The sequence below is a fragment of the Streptomyces sp. NPDC002853 genome (assembly GCF_053591915.1).
Window position 1 is genome coordinate 18,789 of record NZ_JBSFUS010000009.1, and the last position, 14,565, is coordinate 33,353.

Consider the following 14,565-nt stretch of genomic DNA (forward strand, 5'->3'; position numbering starts at 1 on the left):
CGCGGGCCCGCCTGTTAAGTGGTTTTCCGACGCACGAAGCCGGTCGGCTTCCGGCGCCCGAAACCGATCGGCTTCCGGCACCCGAAGCCGGTCGACTTCCGGCGCGCGCGCCCGCTCAGCGCGCGTGGAAGCGTCCGGGCGCGGCCGTCGGCCCTTCACCCACCGGCAGCTTCTCCCGCGGACAGCCCGCCAGGACACGCTTCATCGCGTCCCTTTCGGCGCCGGTGACCCACACCTCGTACTTCTTCTTGACCGCCACCTGCCGCGCCACGTAGGCGCACCGGTAACCCTTGTCCGGCGGCAGCCACGTGGCCGTGTCGCCGTCCCCCTTGCCGCGGTTGGGGCCCGCGTCGACCGCCAGGAGGTTGAGCGGGTCGTTGGCGAAGGCGATGCGCTTGCTCGGCTCCCACGTGCCCGCGCCCTTCTGCCAGGCGTCCGAGAGGGCCACGAGATGGTCGATGTCGACCTGGCTGCGGCCGCGCACAAACGTTACGTCCTTGCCGGTGTACGGGTCCGGCGAGAGCTCACCGGAAGCCACCTCGCAGTCGCCGTCGCGGTACTTCACGTCCTCCAGGTCGCGCTTGAGGATGTCGTCACGGGTCCCGCAGCCGTTGGAGTCCGTGTCGGCCCAGGGACTGCCGAAGCGGTCCCGTTCGTAACCCGTTTTGGGCGCGCGGCCCTTGACGGTGAGCGTGTCCACCGCGGCGAGCGCGGGGCCCGCCCCCGTGCCGGGCCCGGAGGAACCGCTCGGCTCCTCCTCCGGGGTGCAGCCGGTGACCGATCCCGTGACGACGAGTGCGAGCAGCAGCGCGGTGTGAACTCCCTTGCCGGGACCGCTCACCGGACGGTCACCTCCGCGCCCAGTGCGAGCGTGCCGGGTGTCACGACGTCCGCGTACACACCGATGCACATGCCGCGCGAGGCGGTGAGCGTCTTGAGGATGCGGTTGTCGGCCGGGAGGCCGCGCTGGGCCTGGGTGGTCATGACGCAGCGCTCGACGCGCTCGACGACGCGCAGGCGCAGGCCGCCGTCGAAGGCGATCTCGCGTCCGACCCAGTCCTCCTCGATCCACGGCTCATCGGTGCCGACCACGATGTTCTTGCGCAGCCTGCGTACGTCGACGGGGTCGGAGTCACCGAGCAGCTCGCCGAGCGCGCGCAGCGACGCGGTGCCGACGAGGGAGACGGCGCCCGCGTCCTGATGGCTCACCTCGGCCTCGCGCGCCAACTCGACGTCCGCGCCGAAGAGTTCGCCGATGCGCGCGTCGCCGGGCCGCAGGATCTCGCCGTCCGGGGTGGTGACGACGGGGTCGCCGCCGTCGTCCTCGTACGCGGCGGTGTACTCCAGCATTCCGGGCGTACGCCGGAACCGGCGGCTGTTCTTGCCGCTCCCCAGCTTCCCGTCCTCGTGCCGCAGGGCCCACAGCCGGTCACCGGCCACGCCCCGCTCGTCGAGGACGAGCCGCTCGCGCTCCTCCCCCAGCATCGACTTCACCGGAAAACAGCCGAGCCCCACAACCGCCCCAAGCCCCACGGCACTTCCCCTCCCCTGACTCACGCGCTCGCGTCTCTCACCGCCACCGTACCGAGTGACTGGTTTAGACCATAACGTCCCCGCCGGGCGGCGAGGCGGACGCGGCACCTGTGCGCGGCATTACCTCCGGCGTAATCGACCCCTCCCCGGCCCCGCGGGAGTATGGGCCGTACCGCAGGGAAGCCGACCGAGGAGCAGCAGATGACCGTCACACCCACCACCGAAGACGCCACTCGCGCCGCCGTCCAGGCCTTCCTCCAGTGCAGGCTGACGGGCGACGCCGAGGGGCTCACCGCGCTCTTCGCCGACGACGTCGACTGGATGCTCGCCGAGAATCCGGGCGTGCCGTGGATCCGGCCGCGGTCGACCGCCGCCGAGTGCGCCGCCCAGTCCGCCGAACTCGCCGCGCACACGGTGCCGGAGAAGGCCGGGGCCACGGTCGACACCCTGCTCGTCGACGGCACCGATGCCGTGATCTTCGGCCGGCTGTGGGGCACCGTGCGCGACACCGGCAAGTCCTTCGACGGCCCCTTCGCCCTGCGCCTGACCGTCGAGGACGGTCGGGTCACGCGGCACCACCTCTACGAGAACAGCCGGTCGATCGCCGACGCCTGCGCTTCCTGAGGGACCACGCGCCCCCGAGATGCCTCGCCCGCAACTCACGTGGGGCGGGAGCCCGTTACCCCGTACGGCCGAAATCGGTTCACATGACTTGGTCAAACGAACAAGTGCCGTCTACCGTCACAACAGGGAGCCAATAGACCCCCACCAGGACATGGGCAGCCAGAGCTGCGGAAACAGGTGGTCATCGTGCGGAACACCCGAAGCGCCCAGAGCACCCGCCCCCCGGGGATCCCCCGGACGTCCCCGGCCCCCGTGGTCACGGTGCGCCCCGCCGTACCCGCCGATCTCGACTTCGTCGTCGGGGTCATGGAGACCGCCGCCACGTCCCACCTGGACCGCTGCTGCTGGGAGCCGCTCCTCGGTGAACGGACCGAGGTCACCCGGCAGATCCTGCGCGCGCTCGCCCTCTCACCCCGCACGCACTGGTGCCACCTGTCCCGCTTCTGGGTGGCGGAGGCTGCGGGCGACACGGGCCCCCGCCCGGTGGGCGCCCTCACCGCCTACGACCCCGCCACCGAGGGGCACGCCGCGATCGGCGAGCAGTGCGCCGCCCTCGCCGCTACCGCCGACTGGCCCGGCACGGCCGCCTTCGAGGACGTGTACGAACGCCAGCGGATCTTCCGGTCCTGTCTGCCCGCGGACTACGCCGGCGCCTGGGGCATCGAGAACGTCGCCGTCGTCCCCGAGTTCCGGGGCACCGGCGTGGTGCAGACCCTGCTCGACCATGCCCTGGACCTCGGACGCGAGCAGGGCTACGCCTGTGCGCAGGTTCTCTGCCTCTACGGCAACTCCCGGGCCCAGCGCACGTGGGAGCGCGCCGGGTTCGAGGTACGCGCCGACTACCGGGGGCAGGAGTTCGACGCGCTGCTGGGCGCCCCCGGACTCAAGCTCCTGGTACGGGAGTACGCGTAATCCCGCTCCATGACCATGCCTACTTGCCGCGCGTGAGGTTCAGCGTCGCATCCAAGAGGCGCTCCAGGTCGGCCGCGGAGTCCGCGGCCGCCGTCGAATCGCCCTTGCCGTCCCCCATCACCAGGTGCCGCAGCGAGAGGCCGTCGAAGCCCTGGAGGAAGAAGCGGGCGACGACCAGGGGTTCGGCCGCGTGGGCGCCGCCCGTCAGGGCGAGGACGCCCGCGATGAGCTCCGCCGCCGTCTCCTCCAGGTCGCGCTGGTGGCGGCGGAGCAGCTGGTGCAGGTCAGGGTTGCGCACGGCGTACGTGGTGAGCTCGATGAACAGCCGGAAGCGGCCGGGCTGTTCGCGCAGCGCCTGCCACAGCGCCTCGGCCATCCGCCGCATGGCCCGCTCGAAGTCGGCGGGCCCCTCCTCCTCTTCGGGGGCGGCGCCACGCACCAGCTCGACGAGCTCGACGGTCATCTGCTCGATGACCGCGCGGTAGAGATCGCGCTTGGTGCCGAAGGTGTAGTGCACCGTCGCCTGCGCCACGCCCAGCTCGGCCGCGATGGCACGGGTGGATCCGGCGTCGACTCCCTCGCGGGCCATCAGCTCGATGGCGGCTTGGACGAGTTGTGGACGCCGCTCGGCGGCGGGGATGTGAGCCATGGCCCCAGAGTATCGGTGGGAGCGACTCAATCAGTCGACCCTGACGTACGACTTCGTCAGTCGACTTTGTCAGGTGACAAAGTTCCGCGTATGGTGGTCGGCGTAGGCAGGCGAAGGGCTGTTCTCCCGGCCCCGCGCCACGTACGCACTTACGCACGTACGCACCCCGTGTGATGGAGGCACCTCCCATGGCCCTGCTCCTCTACCGACTGGCCGGGCTCTGCTATCGGCGCCGACATGCCGTGGTGGCCGTCTGGCTCGTCCTGCTGCTCGCGGTCGGCGGACTCGCGGCGGCGTTCTCGGGCAAGACCACCGACGAGTTCAAGGTGCCGGGCACCGAGGCCCAGACCACCATCGACCGCATCTCCGACCGCCTCCCCGAGTACGCGAACGCCTCGGCGCAGGTCGTCTTCGCCGCCACCGAAGGCGAGTCGCTCACCACGCCCGAGCGGCGCGAGGCGGTCTCGGCCGCCGCCGCGGCCATCGGCAAGGCGGACGGCGTCGCCCAGGTCATCGAGCCGTTCTCCGCGCAGGCGGTGTCCAAGGACGGGCGGATCGCCCTCACGCAGGTGGTGTTCGACACCCGCCTGCACGACCTCGGCGACGGACCGCGTGACGCGGTGCGCGCGGCCGCCGAGAACGCCGAAAAGGCGGGCGTACAGGTCGAGTTCGGAGGCGACGCCTACACGCCGACGGTGACCGTGGAGGGCGGCGAGGCCATCGGCGTCGGCGTCGCGGTGCTCGTCCTTCTCGTCACCTTCGGGTCGATGCTCGCCGCCGGTCTTCCGCTGCTCAGCGCCCTGGTCGGCGTGGGCCTCGGCATGGCGGGGCTGCTCGCGCTGACCGGCTCGTACGACATCATCTCCACCGCGCCGGTCCTCGCCCTGATGATCGGCATGGCGGTCGGCATCGACTACGCGCTGTTCATCGTCTCCCGCCACCGGCAGAACCTCGCCGAGGGAATGGAGCCGCGGGAAGCGGCGTCGCGGGCGGGCGGCACGGCGGGCAGCGCCGTGGTCTTCGCCGGGGCGACCGTGGTGGTGGCGCTCGCCGGGCTCGCGGTGGCCGGGGTGCCGTTCCTGACCGTGATGGGCCTGTCGGCGGCCGGGGCCGTGATCATCGCCATGCTCGTCGCCGTCACGCTGCTGCCCGCCCTCTTCGGGTACGCGGGCCGCTCGGTCGACCGGCTGCGTCTGCCGGGGCTCGGCGGCGGCAAGAAGAAGCCGGGCGAGGGGCAGAGGCCCGGCAGGGGGAAGCTCTCGGCGGGCGAGCGCTGGGTGCGTGGTGTCGCGCGGCGGCCCGTCCTCGTGCTCATCGCCTGCCTGGTGGGCATCGGCGCGGTGGCCATCCCCGCGAAGGACCTGCGACTCGGGCTCCCCGGCAACGGCTCGTACCCCGAAAGCACCTCGGCACGTCAGGCGTACGACCTGGTCAGCGAGGGATTCGGGCAGGGGTTCAACGGACCCCTCATCGCGGTCGCCGAGGCCGAGGGTTCCGCCCCGCTGTCCGAGGGCGGCGTCAAGCAACTCGCGCAGACGCTGGGCCAGTTGCCCGGTGTGGCGACGCCGCTTCCGCCCTCCGTCGACAAGACGGGGCAGCTCGCCGCGATCCCCGTGATCCCCGAGGGCGGCCCCGATTCGCGGGCCACCGAGGATCTGGTCGCGGACATCAGGGACGAGGGTGAGCGCGCGGCGGCGGACGCCGGGATGAAGCTCACGGTGACCGGCACCACCGCGGCCAACATCGATGTGTCGAAGAAGCTGAGCGACGCCCTGCCGCCGTTCCTCGCGGTGATCGTCGGCATCTCGCTCATCCTGCTCGCGCTGGCGTTCCGCTCGCTGCTCGTCCCGCTCAAGGCCGTCGTCGGCTTCCTGCTGAGCATCGCGGGCTCCGCCGGCGCCGTGGTGGCGGTCTACCAGTGGGGCTGGCTCTCGGACTTCATCGCGGTGCCGAAGGTCGGGCCGGTGGTGAGCTTCCTGCCGATCCTGCTGATCGGGGTGCTCTTCGGGCTCGCCATGGACTACGAGTTGTTCCTCGTGTCCCGCATGAAGGAGGAGAGTTCGCGCGGGGCGGCCGCGAAGGACGCGGTGATCGCCGGGTTCCGGGACGGTTCGCGGGTGGTGGTGGCCGCCGCGCTGATCATGATCTCGGTCTTCGCCGGGTTCGTCATCGGCCACGACCCGATCGTGCAGCCGATCGGATTCGCGCTCGCCGTCGGCGTGTTCATCGACGCCTTCGTGGTGCGGATGACCCTGGTGCCCGCCGTCATGATCCTCCTCGGGAAGGCCGCCTGGTGGTTCCCGCGCTTCCTGGAGCGGACCGTGCCGCACGTGGACATGGAGGGCGAGCGGCTCTCCGCGCAGCTGGCGGGCGGCGCTCCGGCCGGGTCGAAGCAGGACGCCGCGTCCGCCGAAGGAGCCGGCGACAGCGACCTGGTCGACAGTCACGCGGGCGGCGTCGACAGCCACGCGGGCGGCATCGACCGCTCTCCCGCAGATCGGCGTGGGGCCGGCGAGTGACCCGCCCCCACGCACCGCGTCCGGTTCCGGGCAACTCCATTCCCCCGTCGCCCCGGAACCGGTCGGGCTTGGGCCGGCTACGCGCCCGCGTCGCCGGCCCAAGCCGTCAGGCCGTGCGCGGCCAGTGCCTCGGGCACCCCCGCGAGGCCCGCCGCCTCCTCGATGTGCCGGACTCCGGCGGATACTTCACCCTCGTACACCCGCGCCGCGACCTCCGCCGCGGTGAGCCCGGTGAAACGGGACTGCGACGTGGCGGTCAGGGCCCGCGTCACCCGGCGCCCGCCCCGGTGCGCGTCGACCCGCACCGCGAACCGGTCGCCGCCCAGATGGATCCGGGTCAGCGAGGCGGTGAGCAGCCCGTCGAGGCGGGCCCGGCGCGCGGCACGGAAGACGCCCGCCCCGCGCAGCCCGAACAGCAGGCCCGTGAGCGCGCCGGAGTCGAGGCCGAGGCGGGTGGTGACGTCCGGGACGCCGAGGGTGCGGCGCAGGGTGTGCTGGTCGGAGAAGGGGAACGGATGGTGGGTGCGCTCCCGGCCCGGCGGCCAGGTCGCCACGCGCAGCGGACGCGCCCGGCCCGCGTTCCCGTCCATGAGCTGGGCGACGGTCCAGCGCACCGCGTCCTTGCCGTGGGCCTCGCCCGCTCCGAGGACGACGGAGATGTCGAGACGTTCGGCACCGCCGACGGCCTCGTCCGCCCGGCGGGCCAGCAGGTTGGTCAGGCCGGGGGCGACTCCCACGCTGAGCACGGCGGTCGCGCCCCGTTCGCGGGCGAGCGCGTCGTGCCGCTCGACCTCGGTGATCAGCGCGTGCGTCGCGGTGACGTCGACCAGGCCGATCCCCCGCTCGAACAGAAGCCGCGCGGGATGTGCGGCCGGGGTGCGGGGCTCCACGGAGAGCACCACGAGGGAGACCCCCTCCACCGCCTGTTCCAGTGAGGCGGGGTCGGCGAGGTCGACGCGCGCGGGGAGCAGAGCGCCGCCGCAGTCGGCGGCGAGTTCGACGGCGCGGGCCCGGTCGCGGCCGGCGACGATCACCCGGCCCGGCAGCCGGCCCGCGAGGTCGAGCGCGGTGACGCGACCCACGGCGCCATAACCGCCGAGCACCAGGATATTCCCGTCCCGCTTCTTCGGTTTCGTTAAATTCTGCATGACCCAATGAAATCAATTGGAACGGTGCCGAAGCAAGCGAAGACATCAATTCCGGGTTACCGGACACCGAACAGATTTCAACTTCCGGACACCTCCGGGTATTACGTGACCCGCATCACGCGACGCGTCCATTGATCTGCTTGACCCGAACAACTTCGCTGCTGAATGATGACACTTGAACCAGAAAACCGGGCAACGACGCCCGGCTACGTTCGACAACGGGGGCCCCACATGTGTCACTTCATCGACGAGTCGTAGGCCAACGACCGACCACGTCGGACCGCGACTTCTCCAATTCTCTCGAGGCGTCTGCATAAGTGCAGGTCAAGCACGCTCTTGACCTAGTTTGCGATGCCTTGATTCCAGGCTGCCCATTCCTGGCCGCACGCCTTCCTCACGATACCCTCGCACGAGGTCTTCACATGTGCGACGAAGGCCTTTGCGATGCCCTTTTCCGTTTACCCGCATGGGAGCAGCAAAGGTGTCATCGACCTCACCAAAAGAATCGGACGACCAATTAAGCAACCGCTTTTTCGTCCTCTCCATCAGTAAAAGGGCGGAGTTCCACGAGCGGGTCTCCACCGGTTTGCACGACCTTATGGAAGAGTCCCGGGGCCCCTCCATAAACACCCCGGCCTACCGTGCGACCCTGGCCAGATCCCGACGTTTCCTCGACCGTGCCGTACCCGGTCTCGACATAAGGATCGTCACCGCGGACAGCACTTCGGCCGCCGCCCGCGCTGTCCGGGAATCGCCCCTCGGGGCCGCGCTCTCGCTGGTCCTGATCGACGCCGACGGAGCGGGCCTGAGCGCCGACCCCTTCGACCCCTCGCTCCCCGAGGCCCTCGGCCAACTGGCAGACGCGCTGCCCGAGCCGCTGCGCGCCACGCTCTCCGCGCACAGCACCTACGTCTACGGGGTCGGCGCATCGCCCGAGAGCCTCGCCGCCGCCCAGGTCGCCCGCCCCTACGTGCTGCGCGCACTGCCCGCCGACGCCTGGGTCCTCGCGGCCGACGTCATCTGCGCGTTCACCGACCACGTGCAGCTGCGGCACACCGGTTCCGCCCTGCGCGCGGCCACCAAGAAGGGCCCCTCCGCTCTCGCCGCCGCCCTGCACGACTTCCTCGGCCGGCAGCCTGGCGCCGAGAGCGACGGACCCTGGGGCCTGCACTACTACACGGGCTCCGTGGTCTCCGGCACCATCTCCGACCTGGACCGCCTGGCCACCGCCACCGGCAACCCGGTGCTTCGCGGGCCGAGCGAACACAGCCTGGCCACGGGGGCGCTGGCGCGCTGGCAACTGGACCGGGCGCCGTTCGTGATCGTCGTGACCAGCGGCATGGTCGACGAGTTCCGCGGCACCCTGGCCAACCTGCGCGACGCCCGCGCCCGGGGCTTCGTCATCTGCGCCGACACCCCGCCCGACGCGTGGTTCCCCTTTCAGGGGACGGTGCACGCCGCCGAGGACTCCCGCGCGGTGCTCGCCGCCAAGGGCATCCCGTACGTCTATCTCGACGACCCGGAACGCATCGCGGACGACCTCGCCGAGGCGTACGCCGCCTATCACGCGCACCGCGGCCCGGTCTTCCTGCTCGCCACGCCCGCCGTGCTCGACGCGACGGGCACCGCCGCCGAACTGAACCGGCCAGAATCCGTCGAGCCGCCCGCGACCGCCGCCCTCCAGGTCAAGGAGAGCGACCTCGAACCGGTGCTCCGCATCGTCAACTCCGAGCCCAGCAGGCTCCTTTGGCAGTGCGGATCACTGGACGCGGAGGAGTCCTGGATGGTCCACGACATCGCCTCGCGGGCGGGCGTCGGCCTCGCCGACTCCCTCACCCGGCCCGGCAGCGTGGGCCGCCACCGCGACGGATCGGTGGTCGAGGAGTATCTGGGCACCCTCGGCCTGTACGCCTTCTCCTCACGCGTCCACGCCTATCTGCACGAGGACGGCAGGCTGCGCCCGCGCGGCGAACAGGCCCTGTTCTTCCTCAAGAGCCGCCTGGCCGAGGCCGCCACACCCTTCTCGCCCCGGACGCTCGGCCGCCAGTTGCGCATCGTCCAGGTCAGCGACCAGCGGGCGCACCTCGCGCCCTACGCCGACCATCCCGTGCACGCCGACGCGCGCGCCTTCCTCAAGGCCGTTCGCGAGGGGCTCGACGTCACGCCCGGCGTCCTCGACGTACGCAGGGAGGCCATCGCACGCACCCGCGACAGCGCCTCCGACGTGATCCACGAGCTTCCCGTGCTCCCGATGAGCGCCAACTACTTCTTCCAGCACCTTCGCACCGTGCTCGAAGCACTGATCACCCGGCACGGCTACACCTACACGGGCGTCTTCGACGTGGGGCGCGGCGGCATCTCCGCCGTCCGCAACCTGCCGCGCACGGGCCCCGGCTTCTCCGGCTGGTACGGCAGGGCGCTGATGGGCGACGCGCTGCAGGCCGTACCCACCATCGCCCTGACCCGCGACGACAACGTCCTCGCGTTCATCGGCGACGGCGCCGCGTCGCTCGTACCGGACATCACGCCGACCCTCGTACAGCAATCCGCGCTCTACGGACGGCGGTTGCGGCAGAACGTCACCGTCTTCCGCCTCGTCGACGGCGGCCACTCCGTCATCCGCACCTACCACGAGGGCCGCACCGGCGCCGAGTCCAGCCGCCAGACTCAGGTGCTCTCGCTCCTCGAACCCGAGTGGACCCGCCGTTACGGGGACCTCACCGTCCGGCACCGGCACATCACCGACGCGGCCCGGACCGATCTGCGCGGCCTGCTCCAGCAGCGCGCCGCCGTCACCTTCGCCTCGGTGCTGCTCTCCCACAACAACGAGGGCGACGGCCTGAGCCTGCTCTCCTCGCTCGGCTGGCAGCGCGACGAGCTGCCCGAGCTGACCTTCGCCATGGCACGCGCGGCCCGCTGACCACGGGCCGCCAGCCCGCACGGCCCACGAACACAGACGTCTCCTGACACCCACGAATCGGAGTCATCTCCCCATGCCGGCCACCTTCGGCTTCCTCGCTCACCCCATCAGTTCCGGCCACCGCAACCAGGTCCGCGCCCTCGACCTGCTCGGCCGCCTCTTCGACGACCACCGCGGCACACCCGAGCCGCCCGGCACCCGCCGCCACCACGTCCCCGTGCCGCTCCTCACCTCCGTGACCTCCGCCACCGGCGCCACCGCGACCGGCGAGGTCCGCCATCTCCCTTACACCGCCCAGCAGTTGCTGGCCCGGCCGACCACCGCACGGGACCTCGTCGTCGCCGAGGTCAGCGCGCTGCGCGAGGAGGCGGGCGCGCAGCTCGTCGGTCTCGGCGGCGCCACCTCCATCGTCGGCGACCGCGGTCTGTGGACCGCCGAACGGGTCGGCGTCCCCGTCACCAGCGGCAACTCCCTGACCGTGTACGCCGCCCACGCCGAAATCGGCCACGTCGTACGGCTGTTGGGGCTCGCCCCCGAGAGCACGCGGATCGCGGTCGTCGGCTACCCCGGCTCCATCGGCCTGGCCATCGCGAAGCTGCTGCTCGGCGACGGTCACCCGCTCGACCTGGTGGCACGTATCGGCACGCAGTCGCCCGAGCGGCTCCTTCGCCACCTGGACCCGGTCCACCACGACCGGGTGCGGATCGTCGGGGACGTCGCCGAGTGCACCGCCGAGACCCTCCTCCACGTCACCGCTTCCTCGGTCGGCGGCCTGGTCGACCCCGCCGCGCTGCGGCCGGGATCGATCGTGGTCGACGTGGCGCTGCCCCGCGACGTGGCCGAGCCGCCCGCGCCGGGCAGTGACGTCCTGGTCATCGACGGCGGCCTGGTCAGCGCGTCGGACGAGGTGCAGGTGGGCGACGGTTCGCTGCCCGCGCCCGCCCAGCAGCTCAACGGCTGCCTCGCCGAGACCATCGTGCTCGCCCTCGAAGGCCGCGCCGAGTCCTTCTCGCTGGGCCGCGAGCTGAACCTGGAGCGGGTGCGCACCATCGGCGCCCTCGCCGCCCGGCACGGCTTCAGGCCGACACCGCTCGCCTCCTTCGGGCGCACCGTCCACGACGACGACGTTCAACGGCTCGCCCGCCACCACCGCCCCGCCCGATCCGCGTCCCCGGCGCCCGCGCCCGACACGGCCACCGAGACCCCGCGCCGCTTCGAGCAGCACGTGAACCCGCCCATGGCGCGCCTCTTCGCCGCCCATGGACTCGACCGGGTCTTCACCGGCGGCGACGGCGCCACCCTGACGACCGCCGACGGCACCGATTACCTCGACTTCATCGCCGGGTACGGCTGCCTCAACCTCGGCCACAACCACCCCGAGGTGACGGGCAGGTTGCGGCAGTTCCTCGACGCGTCCGCGCCGACCTTCGTGCAGTACGTCTCCATGCCCACGCACTCCGCCGAGCTCGCCGAGCGGCTCAGCGCCGTCTCCCCCGGCCGCCTCGAGCGGGTCTTCTTCAGCAACTCCGGTACGGAGGCCGTCGAGGCGGCGCTCAAGCTGGCGCGGGCCGGCACCGGCCGCAGCCGCCTCGTCCACACGGAGAACAGCTACCACGGCAAGACGCTCGGCGCCCTCTCCGTCACCGGCCGCGCCGGCCACCGCGCACCGTTCGGCCCGCTGCTCCCCGAGACCGCCGAGGTGCCCTACGGGGATCTCGAAGCCCTGGAGCGGGCCATCGAGGGTGCGGCCGGATTCATCGTCGAGCCGGTGCAGGGCGAGGGCGGTGTCGTTCTTCCGCCGCCCGGATATCTGCGCGCCGCACGGGAGTTGTGCCGCAGGGCCGGGGCCGCGTTCATCCTCGACGAGATCCAGACGGGCCTGGGACGTACCGGGGCGCTGTTCGCCGCCGACCACGACGACCTTCAGCCGGACATCCTGTGCCTGGCCAAGTCCCTCTCCGGCGGCCTCGTCCCGATCGGCGCGACACTGTGCGACGCCGGCCTGTGGGACGCCGCGTACGGCACCACCAACCGCTCCATGCTGCACTCCTCGACGTTCGGCGGCGGCAACTTCGCGGCGGCCGCCGGACTCGCCACCCTCGACGTCCTGACCGGTGACGACCTGCCCGCCCACGCCCGCAAGGTCGGTGAGCACCTGCGCGGCAGGCTGCGCGAGGTGACCGCCCCGTACGGCTTCGTCAAGGACGTGCGCGGCATCGGCATGATGACCGCCATCGAGTTCGACGGGGACTTCTCCGGCGCCGTGCAGGCGCTCGCCGACGAGGCGCTCACCCGCTTCCCCGGCGATCTGCACACCCTCGTGGACTGGCTGCCCGACGAGCTGCGCAGCGCCCTGTCCGGCGTCGGCCGCGCCATGGAGTCGACGCTCGGCGACCTGATGTGCCTGCGGTTCGTCGGCACGCTGGCCCGCGACCACAAGATGCTGACCTTCGTCACCGCCAACCGCACCGGCGTCATGCGCATCCAGCCGCCGCTCGTCCTGGACACGGCCCAGGCCGACCGCTTCGTCGACGCGTTCGCCGAGGTGTGCCAGGGCCTCGCGCTCCACGCCGACCTGGGCGCCTACCGGCAGCCCGCCGTGTCGCCCGCCTCCTGAACTCCGCTCCGTACACCCCTTCTTGGACCTGTGAAAGGAACAGCCACCATGAGCAACACCCTTCAGCAGCAGATGACGGACTACCTCGTCGACCGGCTCGGCCTGCTCCCCGAGGAGATCGGCCCCAAGGCACGGTTCAAGGAGGACATGGGCCTCGACTCCCTCGACATGGTCGAGCTCGTCTCCCTCCTGGAGTCCCACCTGGGCGCCGCGGTCGCCGACACCGCCCTCGAACACCTCACGACCTTGCAGGACGTCGTCACCTACCTGGAGGAGCACGGCAGCACCGCCACCTCCGAGGCCGCCGCGTGACCGGGCCCGGGTCCTCCCGCCGCGTGGTCGTGACCGGCATCGGCCCGGTCACGCCGCTGGCCATCGGCGCGAAGCACTTCCAGGTGGCCCAGATGGAGGGCCGCAGCGCGATACGGCCCATCACCCGCTTCGTCGCCGCGTCCATGCCCGTCCGGATCGCCGGCGAGGTGGACCTGCCCGAGGATCTCGCCCCGGACCGGCGCACCGAAAGGATCACCGACCGGGCGACCCAGCTGGCCACCGCGGCGGCCGAACTGGCCCTGCGCGACAGCGCGCTCGACCTGGCCGCCGAGGACACCGACCGGATCGGCGTGGTCATCGGCTCCGGAGTGGGCGGCGGCGGAAGCACGGAGGACAATCTCCGCGCCGCCTACGAGAAGGGCGGCTACCGCGGCCTGTCCGCGCGGTTCATCCCGGCGACGATGGTGAACAGCTCGGCCGCCTGGATCGGCATCAAGTACGGCCTGACGGGGCCCAGCAGCGCGTCGGTCACCGCCTGCGCCTCCGCGGCCGACTCGCTCGTCGCCGCCCACCAGATGATCACCAGCGGCGAGGCCGACGTCGTCATCGCCGGGGGCACCGACGCCCCGGTGATCGAGTCGGTGCTCGGCGGCTTCGCCAAGATGCGGGCGCTGTCGAAGCGCAACGACGAGCCGGAGCGGGCCAGCCGCCCGTTCAGCGCCGACCGGGACGGCTTCGTCCTCGGCGAGGGCGCCGCCGTCCTCGTCCTGGAGGAGGCGGGTCACGCGGCGGCGCGCGGCGCGGTGCCGCTGGCGGAGTTCAGCGGCTACGGGCGCTCCTCGGACGCGTACCACATCACCGCGCCGCGCCCCGACGGCTCGGGGGCGGCCAAGGCGGTGGGCGCGGCCCTGCGTTCCACCGGGCTCACCCCGGAGGACGTGTCCCTCGTCAACGCGCACGGGACGGCCACGTCCTTCAATGACGCGGGGGAGGCGGCGGCTCTTCACCTGGCGTTGGGCGAGGCGGCTCGGCGGATTCCGGTGACGGCCACGAAGTCGCTCACCGGGCACACCCTGGGCGCGTCCGGTGCGATCGAGGCGGTGTCCGCGGTGCAGAGCATCGTGCATCGTGTGATCCCGCCGACCGCCAACCTCGATGTTCCCGACGAGGCGCTGGGCCTTGACGTCGTGGGCGCGGGCGGCAGGGAGGCCGACGTCGACACCGTCCTGTCGAACTCGTTCGCGTTCGGCGGGCACAACGTCGTGCTCGTGTTCCGGCGGCTGAAGTAGGACTGGAGCGACCGGTTCTCGTCCGCGGGTCCGCCGTGGCTTGTCGCGCCCACGCGGCGGAGCCGTACATGGCACAGCCCC

At 71.9% G+C, this 14,565-nt stretch carries 11 protein-coding genes; 7 read left to right on the forward strand and 4 right to left on the reverse strand.

What is annotated here, in order from left to right:
• Window positions 1-115: 115 nt before the first annotated feature.
• Both ACWD02_RS24730 and ACWD02_RS24735 read right to left on the reverse strand, forming a co-directional pair.
• Window positions 116-841 carry an HNH endonuclease family protein gene (locus tag ACWD02_RS24730; protein ID WP_451214608.1) on the reverse strand — a complete coding sequence of 242 codons (726 nt, stop codon included), beginning with the start codon at window positions 839-841 and terminating at the stop codon, window positions 116-118.
• The gene (locus ACWD02_RS24735) at window positions 838-1,641 is read right to left on the reverse strand and encodes an MOSC domain-containing protein (protein WP_451214609.1); all 804 of its coding nucleotides are present in this window, start codon (window positions 1,639-1,641) and stop codon (window positions 838-840) included. The genes ACWD02_RS24730 and ACWD02_RS24735 overlap by 4 nt, the downstream gene beginning before the upstream one ends.
• Window positions 1,642-1,734: 93 nt before the next feature.
• Here ACWD02_RS24735 and ACWD02_RS24740 point away from each other — a divergent pair, with 93 nt between their 5' ends.
• A complete protein-coding gene (locus tag ACWD02_RS24740) occupies window positions 1,735-2,157 on the forward strand; it encodes a nuclear transport factor 2 family protein (RefSeq protein ID WP_451214610.1) in 423 nt (140 codons plus the stop codon).
• A gap of 186 nt (window positions 2,158-2,343) precedes the next feature.
• A complete protein-coding gene (locus ACWD02_RS24745; RefSeq protein WP_451214611.1) occupies window positions 2,344-3,069 on the forward strand; it encodes a GNAT family N-acetyltransferase in 726 nt (241 codons plus the stop codon).
• A gap of 19 nt (window positions 3,070-3,088) precedes the next feature.
• On the opposite strand, the gene ACWD02_RS24750 is transcribed toward ACWD02_RS24745, so the two are convergent.
• Entirely contained in the window at window positions 3,089-3,718 is a 630-nt protein-coding gene (locus ACWD02_RS24750; RefSeq protein WP_451214612.1) for a TetR/AcrR family transcriptional regulator, read from the reverse strand.
• A 173-nt stretch (window positions 3,719-3,891) separates the two neighbouring features.
• Here ACWD02_RS24750 and ACWD02_RS24755 point away from each other — a divergent pair, with 173 nt between their 5' ends.
• Window positions 3,892-6,237, forward strand: a complete 2,346-nt coding sequence (locus tag ACWD02_RS24755) for an MMPL family transporter (RefSeq protein WP_451214988.1) — start codon at window positions 3,892-3,894, stop codon at window positions 6,235-6,237.
• A gap of 77 nt (window positions 6,238-6,314) precedes the next feature.
• On the opposite strand, the gene ACWD02_RS24760 is transcribed toward ACWD02_RS24755, so the two are convergent.
• Entirely contained in the window at window positions 6,315-7,385 is a 1,071-nt protein-coding gene (locus ACWD02_RS24760) for a saccharopine dehydrogenase NADP-binding domain-containing protein (protein ID WP_451214613.1), read from the reverse strand.
• A gap of 598 nt (window positions 7,386-7,983) precedes the next feature.
• Between ACWD02_RS24760 and ACWD02_RS24765 the strand changes: the two genes are divergently transcribed.
• The 4 genes from ACWD02_RS24765 (at window position 7,984) to ACWD02_RS24780 (ending at window position 14,484) form a co-directional block, all read left to right on the forward strand.
• Window positions 7,984-10,305, forward strand: a complete 2,322-nt coding sequence (locus ACWD02_RS24765) for a hypothetical protein (protein WP_451214614.1) — start codon at window positions 7,984-7,986, stop codon at window positions 10,303-10,305.
• Window positions 10,306-10,378: 73 nt separating this feature from the next.
• A complete protein-coding gene (locus tag ACWD02_RS24770; RefSeq protein ID WP_451214615.1) occupies window positions 10,379-12,922 on the forward strand; it encodes an aminotransferase class III-fold pyridoxal phosphate-dependent enzyme in 2,544 nt (847 codons plus the stop codon).
• A gap of 48 nt (window positions 12,923-12,970) precedes the next feature.
• Window positions 12,971-13,234 (forward strand): acyl carrier protein, encoded by a 264-nt coding sequence (locus ACWD02_RS24775; RefSeq protein ID WP_451214616.1) that lies wholly within the window; start codon window positions 12,971-12,973, stop codon window positions 13,232-13,234.
• Window positions 13,231-14,484: a beta-ketoacyl-[acyl-carrier-protein] synthase family protein gene (locus ACWD02_RS24780; protein ID WP_451214617.1), complete on the forward strand. Its 1,254-nt coding sequence runs from the start codon at window positions 13,231-13,233 to the stop codon at window positions 14,482-14,484. The genes ACWD02_RS24775 and ACWD02_RS24780 overlap by 4 nt, the downstream gene beginning before the upstream one ends.
• Window positions 14,485-14,565 lie beyond the last annotated feature (81 nt).

Coding starts and splice junctions, on each gene's coding strand:
- ACWD02_RS24750 (WP_451214612.1), bottom strand. CDS start 3,718: ATGGCTCACATCCCCGCCGCCGAGCGGCGTCCACAACTCGTCCAAGCC.
- ACWD02_RS24760 (WP_451214613.1), bottom strand. CDS start 7,385: ATGCAGAATTTAACGAAACCGAAGAAGCGGGACGGGAATATCCTGGTG.
- ACWD02_RS24770 (WP_451214615.1), top strand. CDS start 10,379: ATGCCGGCCACCTTCGGCTTCCTCGCTCACCCCATCAGTTCCGGCCAC.
- ACWD02_RS24775 (WP_451214616.1), top strand. CDS start 12,971: ATGAGCAACACCCTTCAGCAGCAGATGACGGACTACCTCGTCGACCGG.
- ACWD02_RS24765 (WP_451214614.1), top strand. CDS start 7,984: ATGGAAGAGTCCCGGGGCCCCTCCATAAACACCCCGGCCTACCGTGCG.
- ACWD02_RS24740 (WP_451214610.1), top strand. CDS start 1,735: ATGACCGTCACACCCACCACCGAAGACGCCACTCGCGCCGCCGTCCAG.
- ACWD02_RS24755 (WP_451214988.1), top strand. CDS start 3,892: ATGGAGGCACCTCCCATGGCCCTGCTCCTCTACCGACTGGCCGGGCTC.